This window comes from Sporomusa aerivorans, from assembly GCF_041428895.1.
Classification (GTDB): domain Bacteria; phylum Bacillota; class Negativicutes; order Sporomusales; family Sporomusaceae; genus Sporomusa; species Sporomusa aerivorans.
On the sequence record NZ_CP156926.1, the window covers coordinates 1782090 to 1802343 of the forward strand.

The 20254-nt window shown below is 47.7% G+C and carries 21 protein-coding genes and 1 riboswitch; of the genes, 13 read left to right on the forward strand and 8 right to left on the reverse strand.

All coding sequences use genetic code 11. The annotated features are described in order from the left end of the window. Positions 1–61: 61 nt before the first annotated feature. Entirely contained in the window at positions 62–262 is a 201-nt protein-coding gene (locus SATMO3_RS08055) for a hypothetical protein (protein WP_371379887.1), read from the reverse strand. 313 nt (positions 263–575) lie between these two features. Here SATMO3_RS08055 and SATMO3_RS08060 point away from each other — a divergent pair, with 313 nt between their 5' ends. Next, positions 576–1151 carry a flavodoxin family protein gene (locus SATMO3_RS08060; RefSeq protein ID WP_371379889.1) on the forward strand — a complete coding sequence of 192 codons (576 nt, stop codon included), beginning with the start codon at positions 576–578 and terminating at the stop codon, positions 1149–1151. On the opposite strand, the gene SATMO3_RS08065 is transcribed toward SATMO3_RS08060, so the two are convergent. Beyond that, on the reverse strand, positions 1143–1598 hold the full coding sequence (locus tag SATMO3_RS08065; protein WP_371379890.1) for a chemotaxis protein CheX: 456 nt from the start codon (positions 1596–1598) through the stop codon (positions 1143–1145). The two genes, SATMO3_RS08060 and SATMO3_RS08065, sit on opposite strands and share 9 nt — an antisense overlap. A gap of 172 nt (positions 1599–1770) precedes the next feature. On the opposite strand from SATMO3_RS08065, the gene SATMO3_RS08070 reads away from it, so the two are divergent. Continuing rightward, positions 1771–2604, forward strand: coding sequence for a Cof-type HAD-IIB family hydrolase (locus SATMO3_RS08070; protein ID WP_371379892.1), 834 nt, complete (start codon positions 1771–1773; stop codon positions 2602–2604). A gap of 86 nt (positions 2605–2690) precedes the next feature. On the opposite strand, the gene pdxK is transcribed toward SATMO3_RS08070, so the two are convergent. Then, positions 2691–3500, reverse strand: a complete 810-nt coding sequence (pdxK, locus tag SATMO3_RS08075; protein ID WP_371379894.1) for a pyridoxine/pyridoxal/pyridoxamine kinase — start codon at positions 3498–3500, stop codon at positions 2691–2693. 172 nt (positions 3501–3672) lie between these two features. On the opposite strand from pdxK, the gene SATMO3_RS08080 reads away from it, so the two are divergent. After that, positions 3673–5085 (forward strand): PLP-dependent aminotransferase family protein, encoded by a 1413-nt coding sequence (locus SATMO3_RS08080; RefSeq protein ID WP_371379896.1) that lies wholly within the window; start codon positions 3673–3675, stop codon positions 5083–5085. Positions 5086–5108: 23 nt separating this feature from the next. Here the strand turns inward: SATMO3_RS08080 and SATMO3_RS08085 are convergent, their stop codons facing one another. Beyond that, a complete protein-coding gene (locus tag SATMO3_RS08085) occupies positions 5109–5969 on the reverse strand; it encodes a helix-turn-helix domain-containing protein (protein WP_371379898.1) in 861 nt (286 codons plus the stop codon). 303 nt (positions 5970–6272) lie between these two features. On the opposite strand from SATMO3_RS08085, the gene SATMO3_RS08090 reads away from it, so the two are divergent. Together SATMO3_RS08090 and SATMO3_RS08095 are read left to right on the forward strand one after the other, a co-directional pair. After that, positions 6273–7187, forward strand: a complete 915-nt coding sequence (locus tag SATMO3_RS08090; protein WP_371379899.1) for a DMT family transporter — start codon at positions 6273–6275, stop codon at positions 7185–7187. A 16-nt stretch (positions 7188–7203) separates the two neighbouring features. Beyond that, a complete protein-coding gene (locus SATMO3_RS08095; RefSeq protein ID WP_371379900.1) occupies positions 7204–7830 on the forward strand; it encodes a LysE family translocator in 627 nt (208 codons plus the stop codon). A gap of 7 nt (positions 7831–7837) precedes the next feature. Here SATMO3_RS08095 and SATMO3_RS08100 read toward each other — a convergent pair whose 3' ends face one another. The 4 genes from SATMO3_RS08100 to SATMO3_RS08115 form a co-directional block, all read right to left on the reverse strand. After that, a complete protein-coding gene (locus SATMO3_RS08100) occupies positions 7838–9082 on the reverse strand; it encodes an EAL domain-containing protein (RefSeq protein WP_371379901.1) in 1245 nt (414 codons plus the stop codon). Between the two features lie 204 nt (positions 9083–9286). Further along, positions 9287–10291, reverse strand: a complete 1005-nt coding sequence (locus SATMO3_RS08105) for a methyl-accepting chemotaxis protein (RefSeq protein WP_371379903.1) — start codon at positions 10289–10291, stop codon at positions 9287–9289. Positions 10292–10590: 299 nt separating this feature from the next. Continuing rightward, entirely contained in the window at positions 10591–11502 is a 912-nt protein-coding gene (locus SATMO3_RS08110; protein WP_371379904.1) for a LysR family transcriptional regulator, read from the reverse strand. A 230-nt stretch (positions 11503–11732) separates the two neighbouring features. Beyond that, positions 11733–11870, reverse strand: coding sequence for a hypothetical protein (locus SATMO3_RS08115; RefSeq protein WP_371379905.1), 138 nt, complete (start codon positions 11868–11870; stop codon positions 11733–11735). Positions 11871–11979: 109 nt separating this feature from the next. Continuing rightward, a riboswitch (cyclic di-GMP riboswitch) is annotated at positions 11980–12065 on the reverse strand. A 423-nt stretch (positions 12066–12488) separates the two neighbouring features. Here SATMO3_RS08115 and SATMO3_RS08120 point away from each other — a divergent pair. From SATMO3_RS08120 to SATMO3_RS08155, 8 genes are all read left to right on the forward strand, one after another. Then, positions 12489–14690 (forward strand): molybdopterin-dependent oxidoreductase, encoded by a 2202-nt coding sequence (locus SATMO3_RS08120; protein ID WP_371379907.1) that lies wholly within the window; start codon positions 12489–12491, stop codon positions 14688–14690. A 27-nt stretch (positions 14691–14717) separates the two neighbouring features. Beyond that, complete coding sequence (locus SATMO3_RS08125) at positions 14718–15263, forward strand: 4Fe-4S dicluster domain-containing protein (RefSeq protein ID WP_371379909.1); 546 nt, start codon at positions 14718–14720, stop codon at positions 15261–15263. Next, positions 15200–15991, forward strand: a complete 792-nt coding sequence (locus SATMO3_RS08130; RefSeq protein WP_371379911.1) for a molecular chaperone — start codon at positions 15200–15202, stop codon at positions 15989–15991. The genes SATMO3_RS08125 and SATMO3_RS08130 overlap by 64 nt, the downstream gene beginning before the upstream one ends. Then, the gene (gene arsM / locus SATMO3_RS08135; protein ID WP_371379913.1) at positions 15988–16956 is read left to right on the forward strand and encodes an arsenosugar biosynthesis arsenite methyltransferase ArsM; all 969 of its coding nucleotides are present in this window, start codon (positions 15988–15990) and stop codon (positions 16954–16956) included. Before SATMO3_RS08130 ends, arsM begins: the two co-directional genes overlap by 4 nt. Positions 16957–17014: 58 nt before the next feature. Beyond that, the gene (locus tag SATMO3_RS08140; protein WP_371379914.1) at positions 17015–17821 is read left to right on the forward strand and encodes an MIP/aquaporin family protein; all 807 of its coding nucleotides are present in this window, start codon (positions 17015–17017) and stop codon (positions 17819–17821) included. Positions 17822–17901: 80 nt separating this feature from the next. Then, entirely contained in the window at positions 17902–19002 is a 1101-nt protein-coding gene (locus SATMO3_RS08145) for a GTP-binding protein (protein ID WP_371379916.1), read from the forward strand. 151 nt (positions 19003–19153) lie between these two features. Then, on the forward strand, positions 19154–19273 hold the full coding sequence (locus tag SATMO3_RS08150; RefSeq protein ID WP_371381687.1) for a rhodanese-like domain-containing protein: 120 nt from the start codon (positions 19154–19156) through the stop codon (positions 19271–19273). A 72-nt stretch (positions 19274–19345) separates the two neighbouring features. Beyond that, positions 19346–20179 (forward strand): replication initiation protein, encoded by an 834-nt coding sequence (locus SATMO3_RS08155; RefSeq protein WP_371379918.1) that lies wholly within the window; start codon positions 19346–19348, stop codon positions 20177–20179. The last annotated feature ends 75 nt before the right edge of the window (positions 20180–20254 follow it).

A 20254-nucleotide genomic window follows, 5' to 3' on the forward strand; every position in this document is an offset into this window, starting at 1 on the left:
TACAGCGCCTGGACTAAAGTGTGAAACAAAAAACGAGAGTTCAACACCCTCGTTTTAATGTCTATTTACTGTATGTTTTTAAATAGTGTAATCCAAGTTGTTCGTATTTTTCCAAGTGGTTTATTACTGCTGCACTCTGGGCAATATCAAGATTGTCGACACACACAATGCCTATTGCATCCTTAATAATTGCTTCAATTTCAAAGCGGCAGTAGCCAAAAAGGGCTAACCGGCTTGTTAGTTGCTTGATACGATAGCTCATATTCTTTTTATCCTCCGTAATCTAATTAAAGATGGTAATTGAACGCAATAGTACGTTCACAGCCGCTATTACCGGTGATATTACCAAGTACACATTAGACTAAAGAGAAATTAGGGCAGAATTTACTTATTCTAATGGTTGTTGCTTATATAAAACGCAATGGTAAATAACCACTTCAGTATAGCGCTGTTTTTCATAAATGTCAAGTTATTATTAAATCAAGAGATAGTTGACTGAATTTTCCATGCCAGGTATAATCGCATTGAAGATTACTAGACAGGCATGTTTGAAAACTAACAAAGGGGGGAAACTAATGTTTCGAATATTGGCGCTGCAGGGGAGTCCGCGAGCAAACGGCACCAATAGCATGGCTATTGACGATGCAGTGCGGGGCGCGGCGGTGAATGGGAAGGTAGAAGTACATAAGGTGTTCCTGCATCAGCTGAAGATTGCTCCGTGCCAGTCGTGTGACAGTTGTCTACAAACCGGACACTGCTGTATAAAGGACGATATGGGAATGATATATGACAATATTATGGTTATGGATGCCTTTATTTTAGCTGCTCCTATTTATTTCAGCGGTATGAGCGCGCAGGCAAAACTTGTGATTGACCGCTGCCAGCCGTTCTGGGCGGCAAAATATGTACTGCGCCGGGAGGTTTTTAGCGGCAAGCTCCGTCCGGGTCTGTTTATAGCAACAGGCGGACAACCGTCCTATGAAGGGCAGTTTATCGGCTCACTCCATGTGGTTAATTTATTCTCTAAAATGATTGGCGTGAAAAATCTTGGCAGCATTACCTTGCCGGACCTGGATGCGCAGCCGTTGGCGCAGCGCCCGGATGATTTGTCGCGCATCTTTGCTCTTGGCCAAAAGCTAACGCTAGTTTAGGCCAATGCCTATTTGCAGAGGCAGCTCGTCAATAATCATTTCGATACCGATAAAGCTAGAGTTGCAAATTTTTAAAGGCGCGCTGTCCTGCGATAATGCCGGCGGCACCAAGCCCACCGCGAGGCCTTCCTTGTTTAGTGAATTTACAGCATTGGATGTAACCATATTTATCATTTCACATAAGGCGCTCTGCGCTACATCATCAAAACTTTCTACGGCCATTCCCATCATCATGACAGACGAGATCCGCTTGGCGGAATCCTGTGACATGGTAAAAGCCACATTTCCCGAGACCTGATTGGTTAGCTGAACATTTACGAGTACACCCTGACTGTCGATAAACTGTTCTTTGGCGTAGAGTTTTCCCCGTACTATACTTTTAAATCCAAGCTGCGGCAGTACAGTTGTTAACGCCACAATGAATGGATTGACAAAACGTGCGTCCACAGACGATTCCTCCTTGGGTCATTACCGGCCGAAAGTAAAATATTACCTATCTTATTCTTCGTTAAAAAAAGCATATATAATTATCAGTCTATGGAACTAATTTCGTGGGCCTTTGGTCCTGAAAACATAAAAACCAATTATATTTCGCATCTTAACCGCAGAAAGGATGTTTATGGCTTATAAACTTGTCTGTATTGATGTGGATGGGACATTGTTAAACAGTAAACACAAAATTACGCCGCGAACCAGGGAAGTTTTGATAAAAGCTCATAAAAAAGGCGTTCAAATTGTAGTATGTACCGGACGAATGTATACGGATGCCGAATATTTTTCTAATCTTATCGGCGTAAAGTCGCCGGTGATCGCTTCAAACGGAGCTTTCATAAAAGAAAAAGACAACGATCAGGTGATTTTTAAGGATATTCTCGGTGAAGGCCTAGCTTTAGAATTACTGCAGATGTTCCGCAAACATAAGATTAAGCCATACTTTTGCACGCCGGATAAGTTTTATTACGGCAATATTATGTTTAAGTTGTTTTATGTGGGGACAAGACTTTTGGGTGCCCGCAGCAACAGTATTGATATGGAATATGTTTTTTCCTGGCCGCGGTGGCAGAAAGTGCTGCGCGGCGAAAAAGACAATATTGTAAAATGTGAAATTATCTATAGAGACAACGCTTTAATTGCAGATTTGCGGGAGGAACTACTGCATATGAAGCAATTGGAAATTGTGGATTCATCCCAATATAATATCGAGATTACCCGTGCCGGGATTTCCAAAGGTAAAGCGGTTGCCGTGCTGGCGGAGTTCTATGGCCTCAGACGGGAGGAAATTATTTCTATTGGGGACAGTCAAAATGATGTGTCCATGATTGAGTACGCCGGCCTGGGCATTGCCATGGGAAATGCCTCAGACCGGGTTAAGCAAACGGCGGATTATATAACAAATACCAATGACGAGGATGGCGTGGCCAATGCCATAACTAAGTTTATTCTGGAGCAGTAAGAGACGGTAGTAAGGGACAAAAAAGCCTTGCACTTTTGTCGGTATATGGACAATAAGTGCAAGGCTTTTTGTTGATCCGTTATCTTCTATTTGTTCAAACGATGAGCGGCATGGTATGTCGGGCCTACATAACTGTTAAGAGGAAACCCGGCTTGAATGGCGGCAGTAATAAATTCTTTGGCCTGTTTAACTGCTGCCGGCACTGGCAAGCCTTTGGCAAGTCCGGCCGTAATAGCGGCGCCGTAAGTGCAGCCTGCGCCATGTGTGTAGGTGGTGTTAAACTTAGGCGAGCGTAAAACGGTAAATTCCTGACCGTCGTACAGAATGTCGATGGCCTCGTCGGTATCCAGCTTGGCCCCGCCCTTTATCAAAACATTTTTTGGACCTAATTTGTGGATTGCGGCGGCCGCTGCCTTCATATCTTCGACAGTGCGAATGGACCGAATCCCGCTTAACTGGGTAGCTTCAAAGACGTTGGGTGTTATGATGGTAGCCCGGGGTGCCAGTATTTCGCGGATGCCGACAGTGCATTCCGGATGCAGTACTTCATCGGTGCCTTTGCAGGCCATAACCGGATCAATTACCACATTTTTAACAGCGTACTGATCAATCTTTTTGGCAACAAGTGAGATTACTTCGGTAGTTGCCAGCATACCTGTTTTCAATGCGTCTACGCCGATGCCGCCTAGTACGGTTTCCAGCTGGGCCTCCAGGGCTGTGAGCGGCAGGGGATAGATATCGTGAGACCAATCATTGTTAGGGTTTTGGGCAACGATGACGGTAATAGCCGTCATGCCATAGACGCCTAATTCCTGAAATGTCTTTAAGTCGGCCTGTAAGCCTGCACCGCCGCTAGTATCTGAACCTGCAACCGCAAGTGCCTTACATATTGTCATGAGTAATTCCTCCTCTAATCTGGTGGTCTGTTTGGTAGAAGCAAAATACTGAGTGAAAAAATATATGTAGTTGCTATGGCTTTTTAAAAAGCATAAGTGTATTATAGAACACAAATGAACTCTTTAAAATATACAGAATTGATAAAATCAATAGGGACAGATGGAGGATGATATGGATTTAATAATGCTTGACACCAGTAGCCGGGAACCTTTGTACATGCAGCTCTATACCTATTTTAAACAGGAAATTGAGCAAAACCGCCTGACCGAGGGAGAAAAGCTACCGTCCATTCGCGGGCTGTCTGCCAGTCTTTCTATCAGCAAAATAACAGTTGAAAAAGCGTACCAGCAGCTCATGAGCGAGGGCTATATTACTAATTGCAACCGTTCAAGATACCTTGTGAGTACGTTTGATGGCATGGCTATAAAAAAAGGTATAGTTCTTAGTGCGGATTACAAGGCAAAAACGCCGGCAGACAAGACGTCCGTCCTTTATGATTTTGCCAGCGGCGGCATGGATATGGAAGGATTTGATTTTTCGCTATGGAAACGGTATATTAACAAAGCCTTTGCCAATAAGGAGCGGCTAGTCGGTTACGGCCATGTACAGGGCGAGCTGGAGCTAAGGCAGGAGATCGCGCGGTATATCCACGGTTCCCGGGGAGGGAATGCTCAGCCTGAAGAGATTATTATTGGTCCGGGGGTGCAGAGTCTCCTTAACACACTATGCAGTTTGCTGAAAAACGAATTCACCAGTATAGCCTTTGAAGACCCGGGCTTTAAACATGGCCGACGTGTGTTTGCCGACAATTCATTTACCATACACGCTATACCTATGAACAAAGACGGCATCAGTATAGACCGGTTGTCTAAGAGCGGCGCCAGGCTTGTCTATGTCAGCCCGTCCCATCAGTTTCCCACAGGCTATATTATGCCTGTAGGCAAGAGAACCCAACTGCTGAATTGGGCGGAAAGTGTGCAAGGCACCATTATTGAGGATGACTATGACAGTGAATTTCGTTATTTCGGACGGCCGATTCCGGCGCTTAAAGGGCTTGGCGGCGGGCAAGCCGTAGTTTACCTGGGCTCACTCTCTAAGATTATGCCGCCGTCGATACGTATCAGTTATATGGTGCTGCCGGAGAAGTTGTTAACAGAATTTCAGCAAAATGCCGCATTGTATAACCAGGCGGCTTCCCTGCTGGAACAACTGGCGCTGGCCCAGTTTATGGCCGATGGCTGTCTGGAACGCCAGATCCGCCGGCTGCGTAAATTGTACTATGGGAAAAAAGTACTGCTGTTTGAGGCGGTGCAGAAAATCTTCGGCAAGCATGTGGAAATTGAGGCCACAGACTCCGGCGTGCACGCTATTCTTAATGTCAAAGCAGAGGCGCCGGCGAATGAACTGGTGGAAAAGGCCTTGGCTAAAGGCTGCCGGGTAGCTTCGGTCCAAGATTATTATTTACAGAATACCCCGGAAAACACATCCCGCATTATCCTTAATTTTTCTAAAATTCCTGCCGCCGAAATCGAAACGGCTGTTGCCCTGCTCAAAGCTGCGTGGTTTGGGGAAACAGGCCGGTAATTCCTTATTGGATACTATGCAGGCTATTTTAGCAGGCAGGACGGTGACACGTGTTTGTATTTTTTAAATATACGGCTAAAGTAGTTGCTGTCATTAAAGCCAACAGTCAGGGCAATCTCAGTGATGTTAAGATTGCTTTCGCGCAATAGGATTATCGCTTTGTTTATCCGCAGCTGATTAATATACTCAGTCGGCGATTTGCCGGTGAGGCTTTTGAACAGCCGGCAAAAGTAATGAAGGCTCATATTGGCCATGGCGGCAAGTTGTCCAAGACTGAGCTTTTCCGTATAATGGCAGTCTATGTATTCCAGTACAGGGCTAAGGCGATCTAAGGTCCGGCGTTGCCGGTCTTTTTCATTTTCGCTGATCGTCTGCTCGGCATAAGTGCGCAGCAGTAAAACCAGGATTCGGTAGATAGCAGCTTTTACTGCCAGTTCATAGCCCAGTTCCTGACGGTAGAATTCAGCAAGGAGATTTCGTACCTGCTCTAAAAGTTCCCGGTTACGGTCAATCTGGTTGCGGAAAAGGATGCGGTTTTGCACTAAGGGTGTCAGATATTTGGTTTGGCAGAGATCAACCTGGCTGCTGTCAATGAAGGAAAGGTCAAATTCCACCACGTAATAAATAAGCTGGGGAGAGATATTTTCGCCGTAATGGATATCGTTACTGTTGATGATGACTAATTCGCCGGGTCCGACCCGGATAGGGCGGGAGTTGCAGTAGATTAACGCTTCACCTTTTTCGAAATAGAGTATTTCAAAATTTTCGTGCCAGTGGCACTCAATAACCGTACCCTGCCGGGTGTGCTCACTGCGGTGGATATCTACCGGGAAATCATGACTTATGCTGTGTTCACAGCGCCAGCTGTTTTTGTTGATGTTCATATGACCACCTTTGTCAATTTTGTGCTATATTCCAGCAACTTTGTCCATGACCTGTTTGTTGTTTCTCTATACAATAGTATCATAATCAAGTGCTTTTACAACAACTTAATGCTAGTACTTCATCTCTCCTAAAACCAAGGATGGTTTGCATCTTTTCCCGCAATGCCTCGCTGGCGCCGCCTTGCATTGCGAAAGAATCTACGCATTCTTTGAACCGGCAAGGATACTCTTATAGCCGTAGTTTTGCGAGTTACAGGGATAATAACTGAGGTGAATAAATGATTACGACTAGTCGCAGTAACAATGATTGAAAATAACCGGCACCGGACTACTTTTGCTTTATTATTATTAGTTGTTATACTTTGGGGCATTAATGTGGTAATGATAAAATACCTTACTAATTTTTTTCCGCCGCTTGCCCTTGCGCCTATCCGGCTTTTGTTAGCTACTTGCCTGCTGGTACCGGCCGTGATTTCCCAATATGGCATTGAAAAACCACCCCGTACCATATGGGTGCCTATGGCTGGAGTGGCGTTTTTCGGTATTTTTCTACACCACATCACATTATCCTGGGGAGTGGCGGCTACCAGCGGTACGCATGCGGCTCTTATTCTGGGGCTAAATCCTTTATTAACAATCCTTTTGGCCAGCCGGTTGGCTGACGAGCCGTTAAGCTGGTCGAAGGGGGTGGGCGTTATCCTGGGGTTTAGCGGCGTCTTACTGGTTGTATCCGGCAAAGTGCAGGGAACAGCTACTTTAATAGGCGATGCAGTAATGTTTATATCCATGGCAGCCGCCGTTTTCGGTTATATCTTCGTAAAGAAGAGTACGGTTCAGGCTGCGCCGCTGGTAGTAACGGCTTATACCCATATGGCTGCTTCCCTTTCTTTAGTCGTGTTCGGCTTTTTTGTCAATCCGGTATGGGCTTATGAAGGGGCCTGGGAGTTATGGCCTCTGGGTGTACTTTTGTTTTCCAGTCTGGTCAATACCGCCTTGGGCGCCCTCTGGTGGAATATGGGCATACAAAGGATAGGTGCATCCAAAGCGTCTCTTTTTCAAAATGTCATACCCGTAACAGGGGTCTTTGCCTCGGCGGTCTTTTTGACTGAACAGTTGGAGTGGACTCATTTGGTGGCGCTGGGCCTTGTTATCTTAGGTGTAAGTCTTGGGACGGGAGTTATTGGCTGGCCGTGGCAGCAAAGCCAAAAAGTATCATGAATAAGGGGTGATCATTATGTTCGGTATCGTTCACTACGAGATGTTTCTAATTGCAGGTATTCTTCTTAATATTACACCCGGATCAGACACTATTTATATCTTAAGCCGCAGTATTTCACAGGGACGCACTGCCGGCATTTACTCAGTTCTGGGTATTATCTCCGGCTGTGCTGTCCATACCCTGTTGGCCGCGCTGGGCTTATCCGTTATACTGGCTAAGTCGGCGCTGGCGTTTATGCTGGTTAAGCTGGCCGGTGCTCTCTATCTCGGTTATCTGGGGGTAACCACACTGCTTTCTAAAAATAACAGTTTAGCTCCACTCAGTGAGAATGTTATGTCCGGCGAAAAAATATACGTGCAGGGACTGCTGACAAATGTGCTGAATCCGAAAGTGGCTCTTTTCTTTCTGTCTTTCATGCCGCAGTTTATTGATCCGCACAATAGCTACGGGACTGTGCCGTTTATGATCCTGGGAATTACCTTTTTGACGACCGGCACCATTTGGTGTTTGGGCCTGGTACTCTTTTCAGCCCGGGTGACTGCTTTTCTCCGCGCCAACGATACGGCGGCCAATTGGATGAATAAAGTCTGCGGCTGCATTTATCTGCTGCTAGGGATAAAACTGCTGGGTGTTGAAAGCTAGCTCAGTCTTAAGGATCAAAATCAGCGCACAAAATATAGGAGTTGCCGGCGGCGTCTCTGAATATCTTGGAATACGTCACACAGAGCCTGCCGTTAGCCATTGACATATATGGTTCAGATATGTACTGATCCATACCGGCCTGTATAATCAGGCAATAGTCTTTTAATGACTGATCGGTGCCTTTTTGATCGCTCTGATATAAAACAGCGGCATATTCGTTTAAGGTATTCGATGAGCCTACGGTGTCGGTAATTTGGACACCGGCCATATTCAAAATATACAAGTATTGTATCCGGGGATGTTCGGCCATCAATTCGTATAACCTGCCGTCAAACCGGCTGGCAGTAGTTTTGCTAAGCTCTTCAAGCAGGTGCAGAAATGTGCTGGAGGATTGAGTTTTCTTTTGGAATTGATTTTTTATAGCGGCCAATCGACAAGTTTTAAACAACGAGGCAATTAAACGTATTTTGCTTTCCAGGGATTGGGGCAGTATATCGGTTACCGGAACAGGTTTGGCAAAATAGTATCCCTGGAGCATATCGGCGCCTAACTGGAGGGCTGTTAACGCCTCGTCCTCTGTTTCAATACCCTCGGCGACAATTTGTGAACCTACTTTTTTTCCTAAATGAGCCAGGCATTTAAAAATCTCCTGCTTATAATAATCTTGATTTATATTGCTGACCAAACAGCGGTCAATTTTGATAATGTCAGGTTTAACCTGGAGAATTCTGTCTAAATTGGAGTGTCCGTTGCCGACGTCGTCGAGCGCAAACAGAAAACCGTATTGCTTATGACTCTGAATAAAAGTTTCCAGTGCTTTAAGATCATGAACCTTGGATTCATTGATTTCTATTGCCACAGAGGCGGGATTGATACCGTTCTTTAGGCAGCTGTTTATGAGATGCCCGGAGCCGACGACACCGCTGTCAATAATTGAAGTCTCCAGATTAAGAAACAATATGGCGCGTTCATGCTTGGCAGCGCTCATGTTGAAGGTTTCAAACGCTTTTTCCCGGCACAGCCTGTCTAAGGCGACAAGCCGACTGCTTTCTGCTGCGAGCGGAAACAGGATATTGGGCATGATTGTAGCGCCGGTATAGGCGTCTATGCCGCGTGACAGTGCTTCATAGCCGGTCACGGTATGCTGGCGGATGGAGATAATGGGCTGGAAATAAGTTGTTACCGACCGGTTTAGTAACAGACATGACAGTTTATCTGAAGCTGCACATTTGGCATCATTACTAAGGGTCATGGCACATGTCCTTTCCGCATAAAAATACGACCTCTACACCGTTGTGTAAGAGGTCGTCATTGACTCTCTTTTTATCCGACGACTAACCTGATCTAAGACTCTCACTTCTACAAGTGGGAGTCTTAGATCGGCTAAGTCCCTGGCTAAGGGCGACTAACCTTCAGATGGGGTTAAAGTCCCACCTCAAGCTAAGTCTACTTTATGCTATATAGTTTCGCTGACTATGGCAGACCAGTTTTTACCCTTATAGGCGTTATAGCCGCGGGTGTGCGCGTAACCGTAAATTTTGGTATTGCCACGGTTATCCTGTTCCAGAGTGTAGCCGTATGTCTCGCCCTTCATAGCATTCTGGGCAGCTTTCAGGCTGTTTATATTGTCTTCCAGTATGCCCTTGCGGCTGGGGCAGGCAATCACATAACCGTCTTTATTAATGATTGCGATGTCGCCTTTTTTACCGATGCGGGCTGAATCAAGAATATCATAAATATATTCCCAGTTGAAACGGGAAGAGAAATAGCCGACAATCTGGCCTGAGTCGCTTTTTATCGGACAGGAATAAGCCACTGTGTGACGATTCTCGATGGGTGAAAAATATAAATCGGTTACACAGATGGTATTAGCTGCTTTAACCTCCTGGAACCAGCCTTTATCGGCCATGCTTTTGCCAATAAGCTCACGATGGATGCCGGCTGCGACGACAATACCTTCGGTATCAAATACATAAAGATCAAAGTATACTTCGTAAATTTCAACAAGTGTCTTTAGCAGGTTGTTTGCCTGCTCGATCCGGTCAGATGCAGTGGAGCACAAGGCATTTTTTACCTGGGAAAAACCTGCCCAGGCCTGAGCGTCGCAATTACGCTCAAAGAGGTTGCGGTCAATCTTGTCAATGGTATCATAGGCTACGTCCGCCGTGCGGGAGGCCATTACTTCGTTAGCTTTTGATTGAATATTTTCAATGATTTTCGTACTTTCTTTGGTTGTTGCAAAACTGCGGGTAGCCAGTTTTTTAATTTCGTCCGCCACAACGCCAAATCCCCGTCCGGCCTCACCGGCTCTTGCCGCTTCAATAGCCGAATTTAAGGATAAGAGATTGGTTTGCTGGGCAATTTGCTGGATGGTATTAATGACTTTGCTCATCTCATTATTGGCTTGTTTAAGGTCATTTAACAGAACCGATGCATCTGTAGTAGTTGTTTGATCTGACATAGTACCTCCAAAATGTACGAAAAAGGCCATCTGGATAGCAGAAGGCCTCTTACCACTCATATGTCTAATTATAGTAATAACTTACTAGCTTAGTCAAGTTATGCCAAAAATATTCTCCGGTAGAATACGCTGTGGGTAAAAAATGTACTTTTGCTGGTATGCCGCGAATATTTCTATATCACTTTACTGCGATACTAAAAGCTTTTGCTTATGGCGACGTTATCTCGATGAGTAGTCAAAGCAAGCCGCTCCTCCGGCCACGGCGGAGCGGCAAACTGCCGATTAGCCTGAAAGGTATTTTATGATTTAGTGTTTTCTTGCGGGTTACCCAACAAATACTCCCCGGCGAAATCAAGAAATAGTCTGGCAGGATGGGATAAGATTCGTCCGTGCTTCCAGATCAGGGACATACTATGGATAATTTCCGGGTCTGCCAGTGGAATTGCGCGGACAAGTTTATGATTTAAGCCATCACAGACATTTTTGGGGATTAAGGCAATCCCCAGGTTAACGGCGACAGTCTCGATCATGAGTTCACGCTGTGAGGTTTCAAGGACAATTTTAGGAATAAAGCCGGCCTGTTTGCATCTTTTTACAATTGCATCATGCAAACTGAAGTCGCTGCTGGAGAGAATGAAGGATTCCTGCGCGAGGTCTGCCAGGCGTAGCGTTTGTGCTTCCGCCAAAGCATGCTGCGGGTGGACAACTACCTGCAGTGGATCATGGGAGAAGGTAAAAGCGTCATATATATCCGGATTTCCCGGCAAACGGCAGATGATGCCGATATCCAGCATTCCGTCCTGGACGGCAACTTCAATCTTCTTAGAACCGGACTCGTATAACTCGGTGGCGACTTTCGGATACTTTTCCCGGAAGTCTCCCAGCAGCTGAGCAAAAGTTATGGCTTCGGCCATAAGCGGTATACCAATACTAACCTTCCCCCTGGGGATTTTACAGTTGCTGTCAAATTTGCTGGACAGATTGTTGAATAATGTAACCACCTGATCCGCATCCGTGAGAAAGATGGCGCCGGCTTCAGTCAGCGCCACGTGTTTGGAAGTACGGTCGAATAAAACGACACCAAATTCCAGTTCCAGATCTTTTATTAGTTTGCTTATAACAGATTGCGACACATGCGATGCCGTTGCCGCCTTGCTGAAACTTTTATGGCGGGCGACTTCAAGAAAGTATTTAAGATGAATGATTTCCATAAGTAAGCCTCCAGGGATTATGAGCTATCTATTCAGGATGGATATAGCAGCTGATTTTATCCTTATGTTATGCATATAGGTTGGGCGAGTGAAAAATGGCAGTAAGATGATAACTCAATGTTCACGCGTTCAATATATATAATTTTAAATAAAAACTCATGCCAAACGTACAAAGGGATTGGCATGAGCTTTTTAGTTTTTGTGGTAGAATTTGCAGCCGCCTGTTCTTATTATTTAGTATCCTGTAATGGTTGTTCTGCTTCCAGTTCTTTAATAATCTGCGGTAAGTTCGCAAGCAGTTCCTCCAGGTCTCTTGAATCAATATCAGTTTCTGTAGAGGCATCAGTGGATTTATTCTCGTTGTCCATAAGCTGGTTTCACACCCCTGTCATAAGTTGCATTTTAGATGTTTACTGCATGCGCTAAGGCGTTCAAAAGTAGCAGGCTGCACAAAAAAAACTGCCAGGCTGCATTGATATATGCAACCTGGCAGTCATAGACTCAGTGTCGTTAGACCCATGGCTTTGCGTCCCAACCTTTCGGAAGGTTTGCCAAGAATATTTATTAAATAATTGCTTCTACATAAATTTACAAATTCCTCTGTTAGGGACTACTATTTAAGATCATACTTTTTAAAATAGAGGACACTTAAAATTACGATATGTTAACAGGTAATAAGTAAGAGTTCATTGCGGAGTAGATCGTATCAGCACCGTTTAGGCGTAGAAGTATAGTTGGCGATAAAATAAAAATCCCCCAGGAGGGATTTTTTATTTTTATCAATTGCATATTAAATTTAACTTGCAATCGATAAAAGAATCGCTATATAATGAAGTTGCAAGTAAAATAGTGGAACTTTTTGAAAAAGTTGTGAATTTAAAAAGGAGCTAGGTAGCTTGAATACGCCGATAGTTCGGGTTATTACAAAGCTTCGAATGACGGAAAAGAAATGAGGCAGGGCAAAATCTGTAAAGGAGCGCGATTATATGGGCAATAAATTCAAACCGGAAATGAAAATGACCCGCCGGTCCTTTTTGGCTTGGTCGGCGGCCATGGGGGCCGGGTTTTCCCTGATTAGTCTGGCTGAGCGTATGACAGTGGAGGCTGCCGGTGTAAAATCCCCGGAACCGGCAAGTTATTTTTACCAGGCGTGTCCCCGCAATTGTCATGATACCTGCACCCTGATCTCAAAAGTTGTGAACGGGCGGATTGTACATGTTACCGGTGATCCCACTCATCCGATTACCGCCGGCACACCCTGCGTGAAAGGGCACTGCTATCCAACCTGGGTGTATCACCCGGAGAGGATTCTCTACCCGCTCAAACGGGCCGGTAAAAAAGGCGGCGGCGACTGGGAACGGATTTCCTGGGATGAAGCCTATACCACGATTACCGACAAATTTAAACACCTTATTGCCAGTGAAGGTGCTGAAACCATTCTGCCTTACAGCTACTCGGGCAATCTTGGCATTGTTAACAATTACGGGGTACCCTTCCGCTTCTGGAACAAGCTGGGGGCCAGTAAACTGGAAAGGGCTGTATGCTCTGATGCCGGTAAGCCGGCGACCAAATACACCTATGGACAGGTGGGCGGTATTGATCCTGAAACATATGCCAGGACTCAGTTATTTGTATCCTGGGGTGTCAATCATGCCGCGACCAATGTGCATATTATCAAATTCATTAATCGGGCGCGGGACAATGGGGCCAAACTCGTGGAAATCAATCCGGTGCGTACCCCGCTGGCCTCGCAGGCCGACCTGCACATTCAGCTGCGGCCCGGAACCGATGCGGCCCTGGCTTTGGGAATTATGCACGTCATTATTAACGAAGGACTGTATGACCAAAGCTTTGTGGAGACCTATACCGTTGGGTTTGACAGGCTTGTCGCCAAAGTCCAGAGCTATCCGGTTGAGAGGGTAGAGTCGATTACCGGCGTACCGGCGGCAGCTATTGTTGAATTTGCCCGCATGTATGCGGCTGTCAAGCCATCTATCCTCCGGGTGGGTTACGGCATGCAGCGTAATTCCAACGGCGGCCAAATGGTCCGGGCCATATCCCTGTTGCCGGCATTGGTCGGGATGGTCGGGGTGGAGGGCGGCGGTTATGTCTACATCAATGGTGATTATTGGGCCTATGACTGGAAAGCGTTGCAACGTCCCGACCTACTGGCAAACCAACAGGTGCGGTCAATAAATATGAATGAAATCGGCAAAGCGTTGAAAGGGCAAACAGTCGAAACCAAAGACAAGCCGATTAAAGCTCTGTTCGTGTACAACAGCAATCCACTGGCCATGGCCACCAATACCAACCTGATCAAACAGGGACTGGAGCGGGAAGACCTGTTTACCGTGGTTGTTGATCCGTTCATGACCGATACGGCCGACTATGCAGACCTCATATTGCCTGCGGCTACCTTTTTTGAATATGAAGACATCAATTCCGACTATCTTGGCTGGTATGTCCGCCTAAACCAGCCAGCGATACCGCCATTGGGCGAAAGTAAATCCAACCTGGAGATTTTCGCCGAACTGGCCAAACGCATGGGTTATGACGAAGCATGTTTCCAGGAAGCGGCGTCCGCTGTCATTAAAGCCGCTCTCAATTCAGGCAGTCCGCTGTTTGCGGGGATTACCTATGAGGCGCTGCAGGCTAAGCACTGGCTGAAACTTAATCTGGGCACGCCCTTTGCCGACAAGAAATTCAAAACGCCGAGCGGCAAAATAGAATTTTATTCGGAAAGCCTGGCCAAAGCTGGCTTTGATCCGGTGGCCGAGCATGTCCCGCCGGCGGAGGGGCCGGAAGCAACACCGGCATTATTTATCCGGTATCCCCTGCGGTTTTTGACTCCGGCTACCAAACATTTTATAACGACGCAATTCCACAATTTACCCTATATTCAGGAAATCTACGATGGCCCCGTGATCTTTATCAATCCGCAGGATGCCGGCAGCCGGGGGATTGAGGCCGGCGATTGGGTGCAGGTCTTTAATGACCGCGGCCAGGTCAGACTCAAAGCAGCGGTGACCGAAGCCGTCAAGCCGGGAGTGGTCATGTCACCCAAGGCGCCGTGGCACAAGCTGAGTCCGGGCGGCAGCAATATCAACGCGCTGGCGCCCGACCGGCTGGGTGATATGGGTGGTGTTTCAACCTATCACACCAACCTGGTACAAATTGCCAAAGTCTGATAAATGAATTGTTTGGAGGATAAAAGGATGGGAAAGCAACTGGGCTTTTATTACAATTCCAATTACTGTATTGGCTGCCAAGCCTGCGAAACGGCCTGCAAAAATAAAAATAAGCTGCCTGTCGGTATTCACTGGCGTCAGGTTGATCATTTTGAAACAAAGAATGAAAACAATGACCGGCAAGTGGACAGGTATATTTCGCGGTCCTGCATGCATTGCAAGCAGCCGGCCTGCGCGGCTGTGTGCCCGGTCAAAGCCTTTCGGAAAAGACCGGAAGACGGGATTGTAGTACAGGACCGGGAGAAATGTATCGGTTGTCGTGCTTGCGTTCACGCCTGTCCTTATAAAGCGGTCGCCTTTAGCAACCAGGCAGTCAAAGCAAGCAAATGTGATTTATGTATCGATGAACTGCGGCAAGGTGAGGAACCGGCCTGCGTACGCGGTTGTCCGTTGCAGGTACTGAAGGCGGGGGACCTGCGGGAGATGGAGGTAAAGGGCGTGGTAAAAGAATGCCAGGGATTTTTAAAAGCAGCAACAGGTCCGTCAATACGGTTTGCACCGGAAAAAAGATAAAAGCAGTACACGCCGCTGGCGAGAGTGTGGAAGATACCGCCACGGAGCTGGCGGAAATACTGGTGATGCGCGGTTGTGTCTATGACTTGTTACGTCGGCTGTTTTTGCTGGGACCGGAGGAACACATCATATCGGATTTTTTTGTACTGGCCACCGCCTACCGGGAGATTGATGAAGCCGCCTGTTACTCATGGGAAAGACGGTTTAGCAGCCAACTGCAGATAATGCGCCTGACAGCAATCAAAACCGTAAGCCGGCAGCTTAAGCCTGAATTTACCCGTCTGTTTATCGGACCCCGGCAGGTGCCGGCGCCGCCGTATGAATCGTGTTACCGTTCGCCGGAGCGTGTTCTGCTGCAGGCATCGGCTCTGGAAGTACGGGAGCAATATCGTAACGCCGGTCTTGCCGTAAAAAGACTCAACCGGGAACCTGACGATCATATCGGGCTGGAACTGGAGTTTATGTACTACTTGAACCATCAGGCGTCTGCCGCCTTGATGACGCAGACTGGGCCGGCGCTGCTGGCCGCCCTTGAGCGGCAGGAGAACTTTCTTGCCCGGCATCTCGGCCGGTGGACAACTGCTTTCTGTGATGACATAGCGGCCAACACACGCCAGGAATTTTACTGTTGCCTGGCTGAGTTTCTAAATGGTTTCATTATGACAGACTGTGTGCAACTGAAACAAATGCTGCAAAATGCTAAGAAGATAAAGGAAGGGAATTTATGAGTTATTTGACAACAGTCCATGAGGTATACAAGGAGGCGGCATTGACGCCGCAAGCTTCACTTTGCTGTATTTCGCAACAAAACCGCTTTTTGCCGGGACTTATTATCCCTGATGTCATGAGCGAAATGAATTATGGCTGTGGCACGACGGTTCATTTCGGCGAGCTTAACTCCCGGGAAACTATTCTTTACGTCGGTGTGGGCGGCGGCCTGGAAGCGCTACAGTTCGCCTATTTCACCCGCCGGCCTCATTCGGTAATTGCCGTGGACCGCGTACCGGAAATGCTTAAAAAAGCCCGGGAAAACTTTATTGCAGCGGAAAAATTAAACCCGTGGTTTTGTTCCGAATTTATTGATGTAAAGGAAGGGGACGCCCGCCGGCTTCCCGTGAATGATGAGAGTGTGGATGTGGCTGCTCAGAACTGCCTCTTCAATATTTTTGAAGGTGAAGATTTAATGAATGCTCTGCGGGAAATTCACCGGGTGTTAAAGCCGGGAGGACGCGTGTACATTTCCGACCCGATAACCACGCTGCCCATACCTGAGCAGTTGCGCCAAAATGAACGTTTACGGGCGATGTGCCTGTCAGGAGCCCTGGAATACGGTGAATATCTGGACCGGATCAGCGGCGCGGGGTTCGGCAGAATTGAAGTAAGGGCCCGCCGGCCTTACCGGGTACTGGATAAAGAGCGCTATTCCCTAGAATACAATATCCTGCTGGAATCGCTGGAGATCGTGGCCTATAAAGCGCCGGTGCCTGCAGACGGCGCCCGCGTCTTTGCCGGGGAAACCGTTATCTATTTTGGCAGGGAAAGGCTGCGTGATGAAGCGGGCTGCATTATACCGCGGGATATTCCGCACCCTGTATGCCAGAAATCGGCCGATTATTTTCGCAAGCTAAACAGGGACGATTTGATTGTTACCGCGCCAACCTATCACTGCAGCGGCGCCGGCGGCTGCTGTTGAAGGTATAAATGTCAACAGATAGTACTGTGCAGAAAAAATGAGTAGGGGATGTTTGACCGTGAATTATCAGCGTGATTTTATTGGTGAATTCCTGGGAACCTTTTTGTTAGTCTTATTCGGGTGTGGATCGGTTGCAGTGGATGTCTTATTTAAATCCCATAGCGGCCTGTTTCAAATTGCCCTGATCTGGGGCGTCGGGGTTAGTCTGGCGATCTACGCCACCCGTCATTTGTCCTGCGCCCATCTCAACCCCGCCGTAACCATCGCCATGGTGGCAAGCAAAAGAATGCCGCTTAAAAAAATGCCGGCTTATCTTACGGCGCAGTTTGCCGGCGCTTTTGTTGCGGGGCTCATCCTGTACGTCTTATTTGAGCCCTCTATTGCTGCCTTTGAGACGGCGCAAAGTATTGTGCGCGGCACCCCTGATTCCATGAAAATTGCAAAAATGTTTGGGGAATATTATCAGCTTCCGGGCAGCGCAACGGTGGTTTCCCTGCCTTTAGCCATCGGCGCGGAAGCGATTGGCACCTTCTTACTGGTGATTATGATATTTTCCCTGACCGAAGGCTGCAATCTTGGCCGGCCGGATAATAATCTGGCGCCCTTATTTATCGGGCTGTCCGTAAGTTCCGTGATCTGCCTGATTGCGCCCCTGACCCAGGCCGGGCTGAATCCCGCCCGTGATTTCGGCCCCCGGCTTGTTACTTGGATTTTTGGCTGGGGGGCGGCTGCTTTTCCTGATCAGTCGGGCGGTTTTTTCTTTGTATACATACTCGCCCCGGTGCTGGGGGCTTTGGCGGCAGGCTGGCTGTTCACCGGCATCATCGAGCCCTTGATGAAGAGAACGGAATGCGAATGCCGCTAATAGTGCCATTGTTCTACTGTTTTAGAGCTGACAAGCTACTGAGCAAATCAAATATAAAAACATGAGAGGAAGATGTAGTTATGAAGACAAGACTGATTCTGGTCGGTGGCTTCCTGGGCGCCGGCAAAACAACACTGCTGGGGGAGGTTGCCCGCACCCTGGCGCAAGCAGGTAAAAACGTCGGTCTGATTACCAATGATCAGGCCGCCGAACTGGTAGACACAGTATTTTTGGAAAATACCGGCACGGCTGTCGCTGAAGTGAGCGGAAGCTGTTTCTGCTGCAATTTTTCCGGCTTTACCGGTGCGATTGCGCATATTAATGCTAAGCAGCCTATGGAGGTCATAATTGCTGAACCGGTTGGCAGCTGCACCGACCTCTCCGCGACCATCGTACAGCCGCTGAAACATAAGTTTGCCGAAAGCTTGAGCGTTGCGCCGCTTTCGGTGCTTGCCGACCCGCAGCAGCTTGAGGATATTCTGGCCGGGAAGGTGACAGGACTTCACCCGAGTGCGGTTTATATTCTCCGGAAGCAACTGGAAGAGGCCGATCTGATTGTTATTAATAAAACAGACCTGCTTAGCCCGGAAGCCGTCGCCAGCCTGAAAGAACGTGCGGCGGCGGAGTGGCCGTGGGCCAACATCCATACTGTCAGCGCCATTAGCGGCGTGGGTGTGGACAACTGGCTGAACGAAGTTCTGCAGCGCGCGACGGCCGGAACACGCCTGGCTGAGGTTGACTACGATATTTATGCCGAAGGAGAAGCCGTGCTTGGCTGGCTGAATACTACCGTCATGCTGAACAGCGGGGCCGCCGACTGGAATATTTTCGCCCAAAACCTGCTGAGTGCTTTGCAGCAGCGGTTTGAAAAGCTGCAGGCGGCGATCGGCCATGTAAAATTGCTGGTCAAAGCCGGTGACGGCCTGGTATGCGGCAATCTCACCGGTGCCCGCAACGTCCTGAGTATCCGCGGGGCCGCCGGGGCGGGGCAGACGGCGAAGCTGACCCTGAACGCCCGGGCCCAGATGACGCCGGCGGCACTGCAAGCCATTGTTGAAGAAGAGATTTCCCAGGCTGCCGGCAGCAATATCACGGCCGAGTATACCGCTTTAAAATGCCTGCAACCGGGACGGCCTAAGCCCACTTACCGTTACGACCATGTCGTAGTCCCAAGTCGCTAGCGGGAAACGGCTAAGAGTACTAACGGCAACAATAAGGATCATAACGAGCTGCAGAATTCTGATTGATTTAGCAGCAGTCCGGCGTTTGGCCCGGAGCAGCCAATACCTGGCTGACTGCTTACAGGGATGACCGGGGCTTTAAGACCCAGGAATTACCCGCGAAAAGAAGGTCATTGTCTATTGCCAGGCCGGTGTGCGTGCGGCTCTTACTGTATTTGCACTGAGTGAACTTGTGGGATACCCTCCTGTCAGCAACTATTCCGGCTCGTGACAGGAGGGGAGTCACCGGCAGGACCTGCCGGCAGAGTAACGAATAATATGATTAGGAAGGTGAGGTGAACAAATGGAAATCATTCTAAAAAAGGCTCCTTCAGCTTTTGACAGCAAGGAATTCATAGCCTCGGCACTTCATCCGGAGGGGCTTAAAACCAAGCCTAATCAGATTATCAGCGTGGAACAGGCCGTTGGCCGCCGTGACCAGCTTACTGAACTGCAGCAAAAAATAGTGACTGCGGTCATTTCCCGCATGCAATCTGCCAGGGACGAAAAATCCGTGCGTACAGTATATAGCATGCCGTTTAGCGATTTTCTGAAAATCGTAAGCAGCAACCCGGACAGAATGTACGCCTACTTAGTTAGTGAACTCGAAAAAATATCCGGGAAAGGTATATGGCTGTATGAAAAAAATAGTCAAAAACTGAGCCGGACCCACTGGTTTCAGGCGATCGAATATACGGAAAAAGAAATAACTTTTCAATTTACGGATAAAATTTTGCAGTTGCTTTCCACCATGGCTACTGACGATATCGAATGCCAGTTAATCAGAGGAATTCAATACCGGGGTAAACATACCTCAGCGGTTTTCGATCTTATCTGGTCTTCGCAGGCAAGCGGCATTACAGAATACAGCATTCCTGAACTGATGAAGCAACTCTCCTTGGAAAATACGAGATACTCCTATGGACAACTAAAACTGCGGGTTTTAGAACCCTCCCTGCAAGAAATCTATGATTGGGACCGATCCATCTTTGTCCGGTTTGGACCAACTTTTTCCGGACGACGGGTGGAGGGCATTTGGTTTGAGGTAATAACCGGCGAAGAAGCTGAAAAGCTGCGGGAAAATGAACCGGAGTTTAAATTTGCGCCACCGGAATACAAGCCGCATTTGGATAAGTAAGAAAAAACGGTTGCGATCTATATTTAAATCGCAATCGTTTTTTTTTGCTATTAATGAATGTTAAAGAGGAATAAA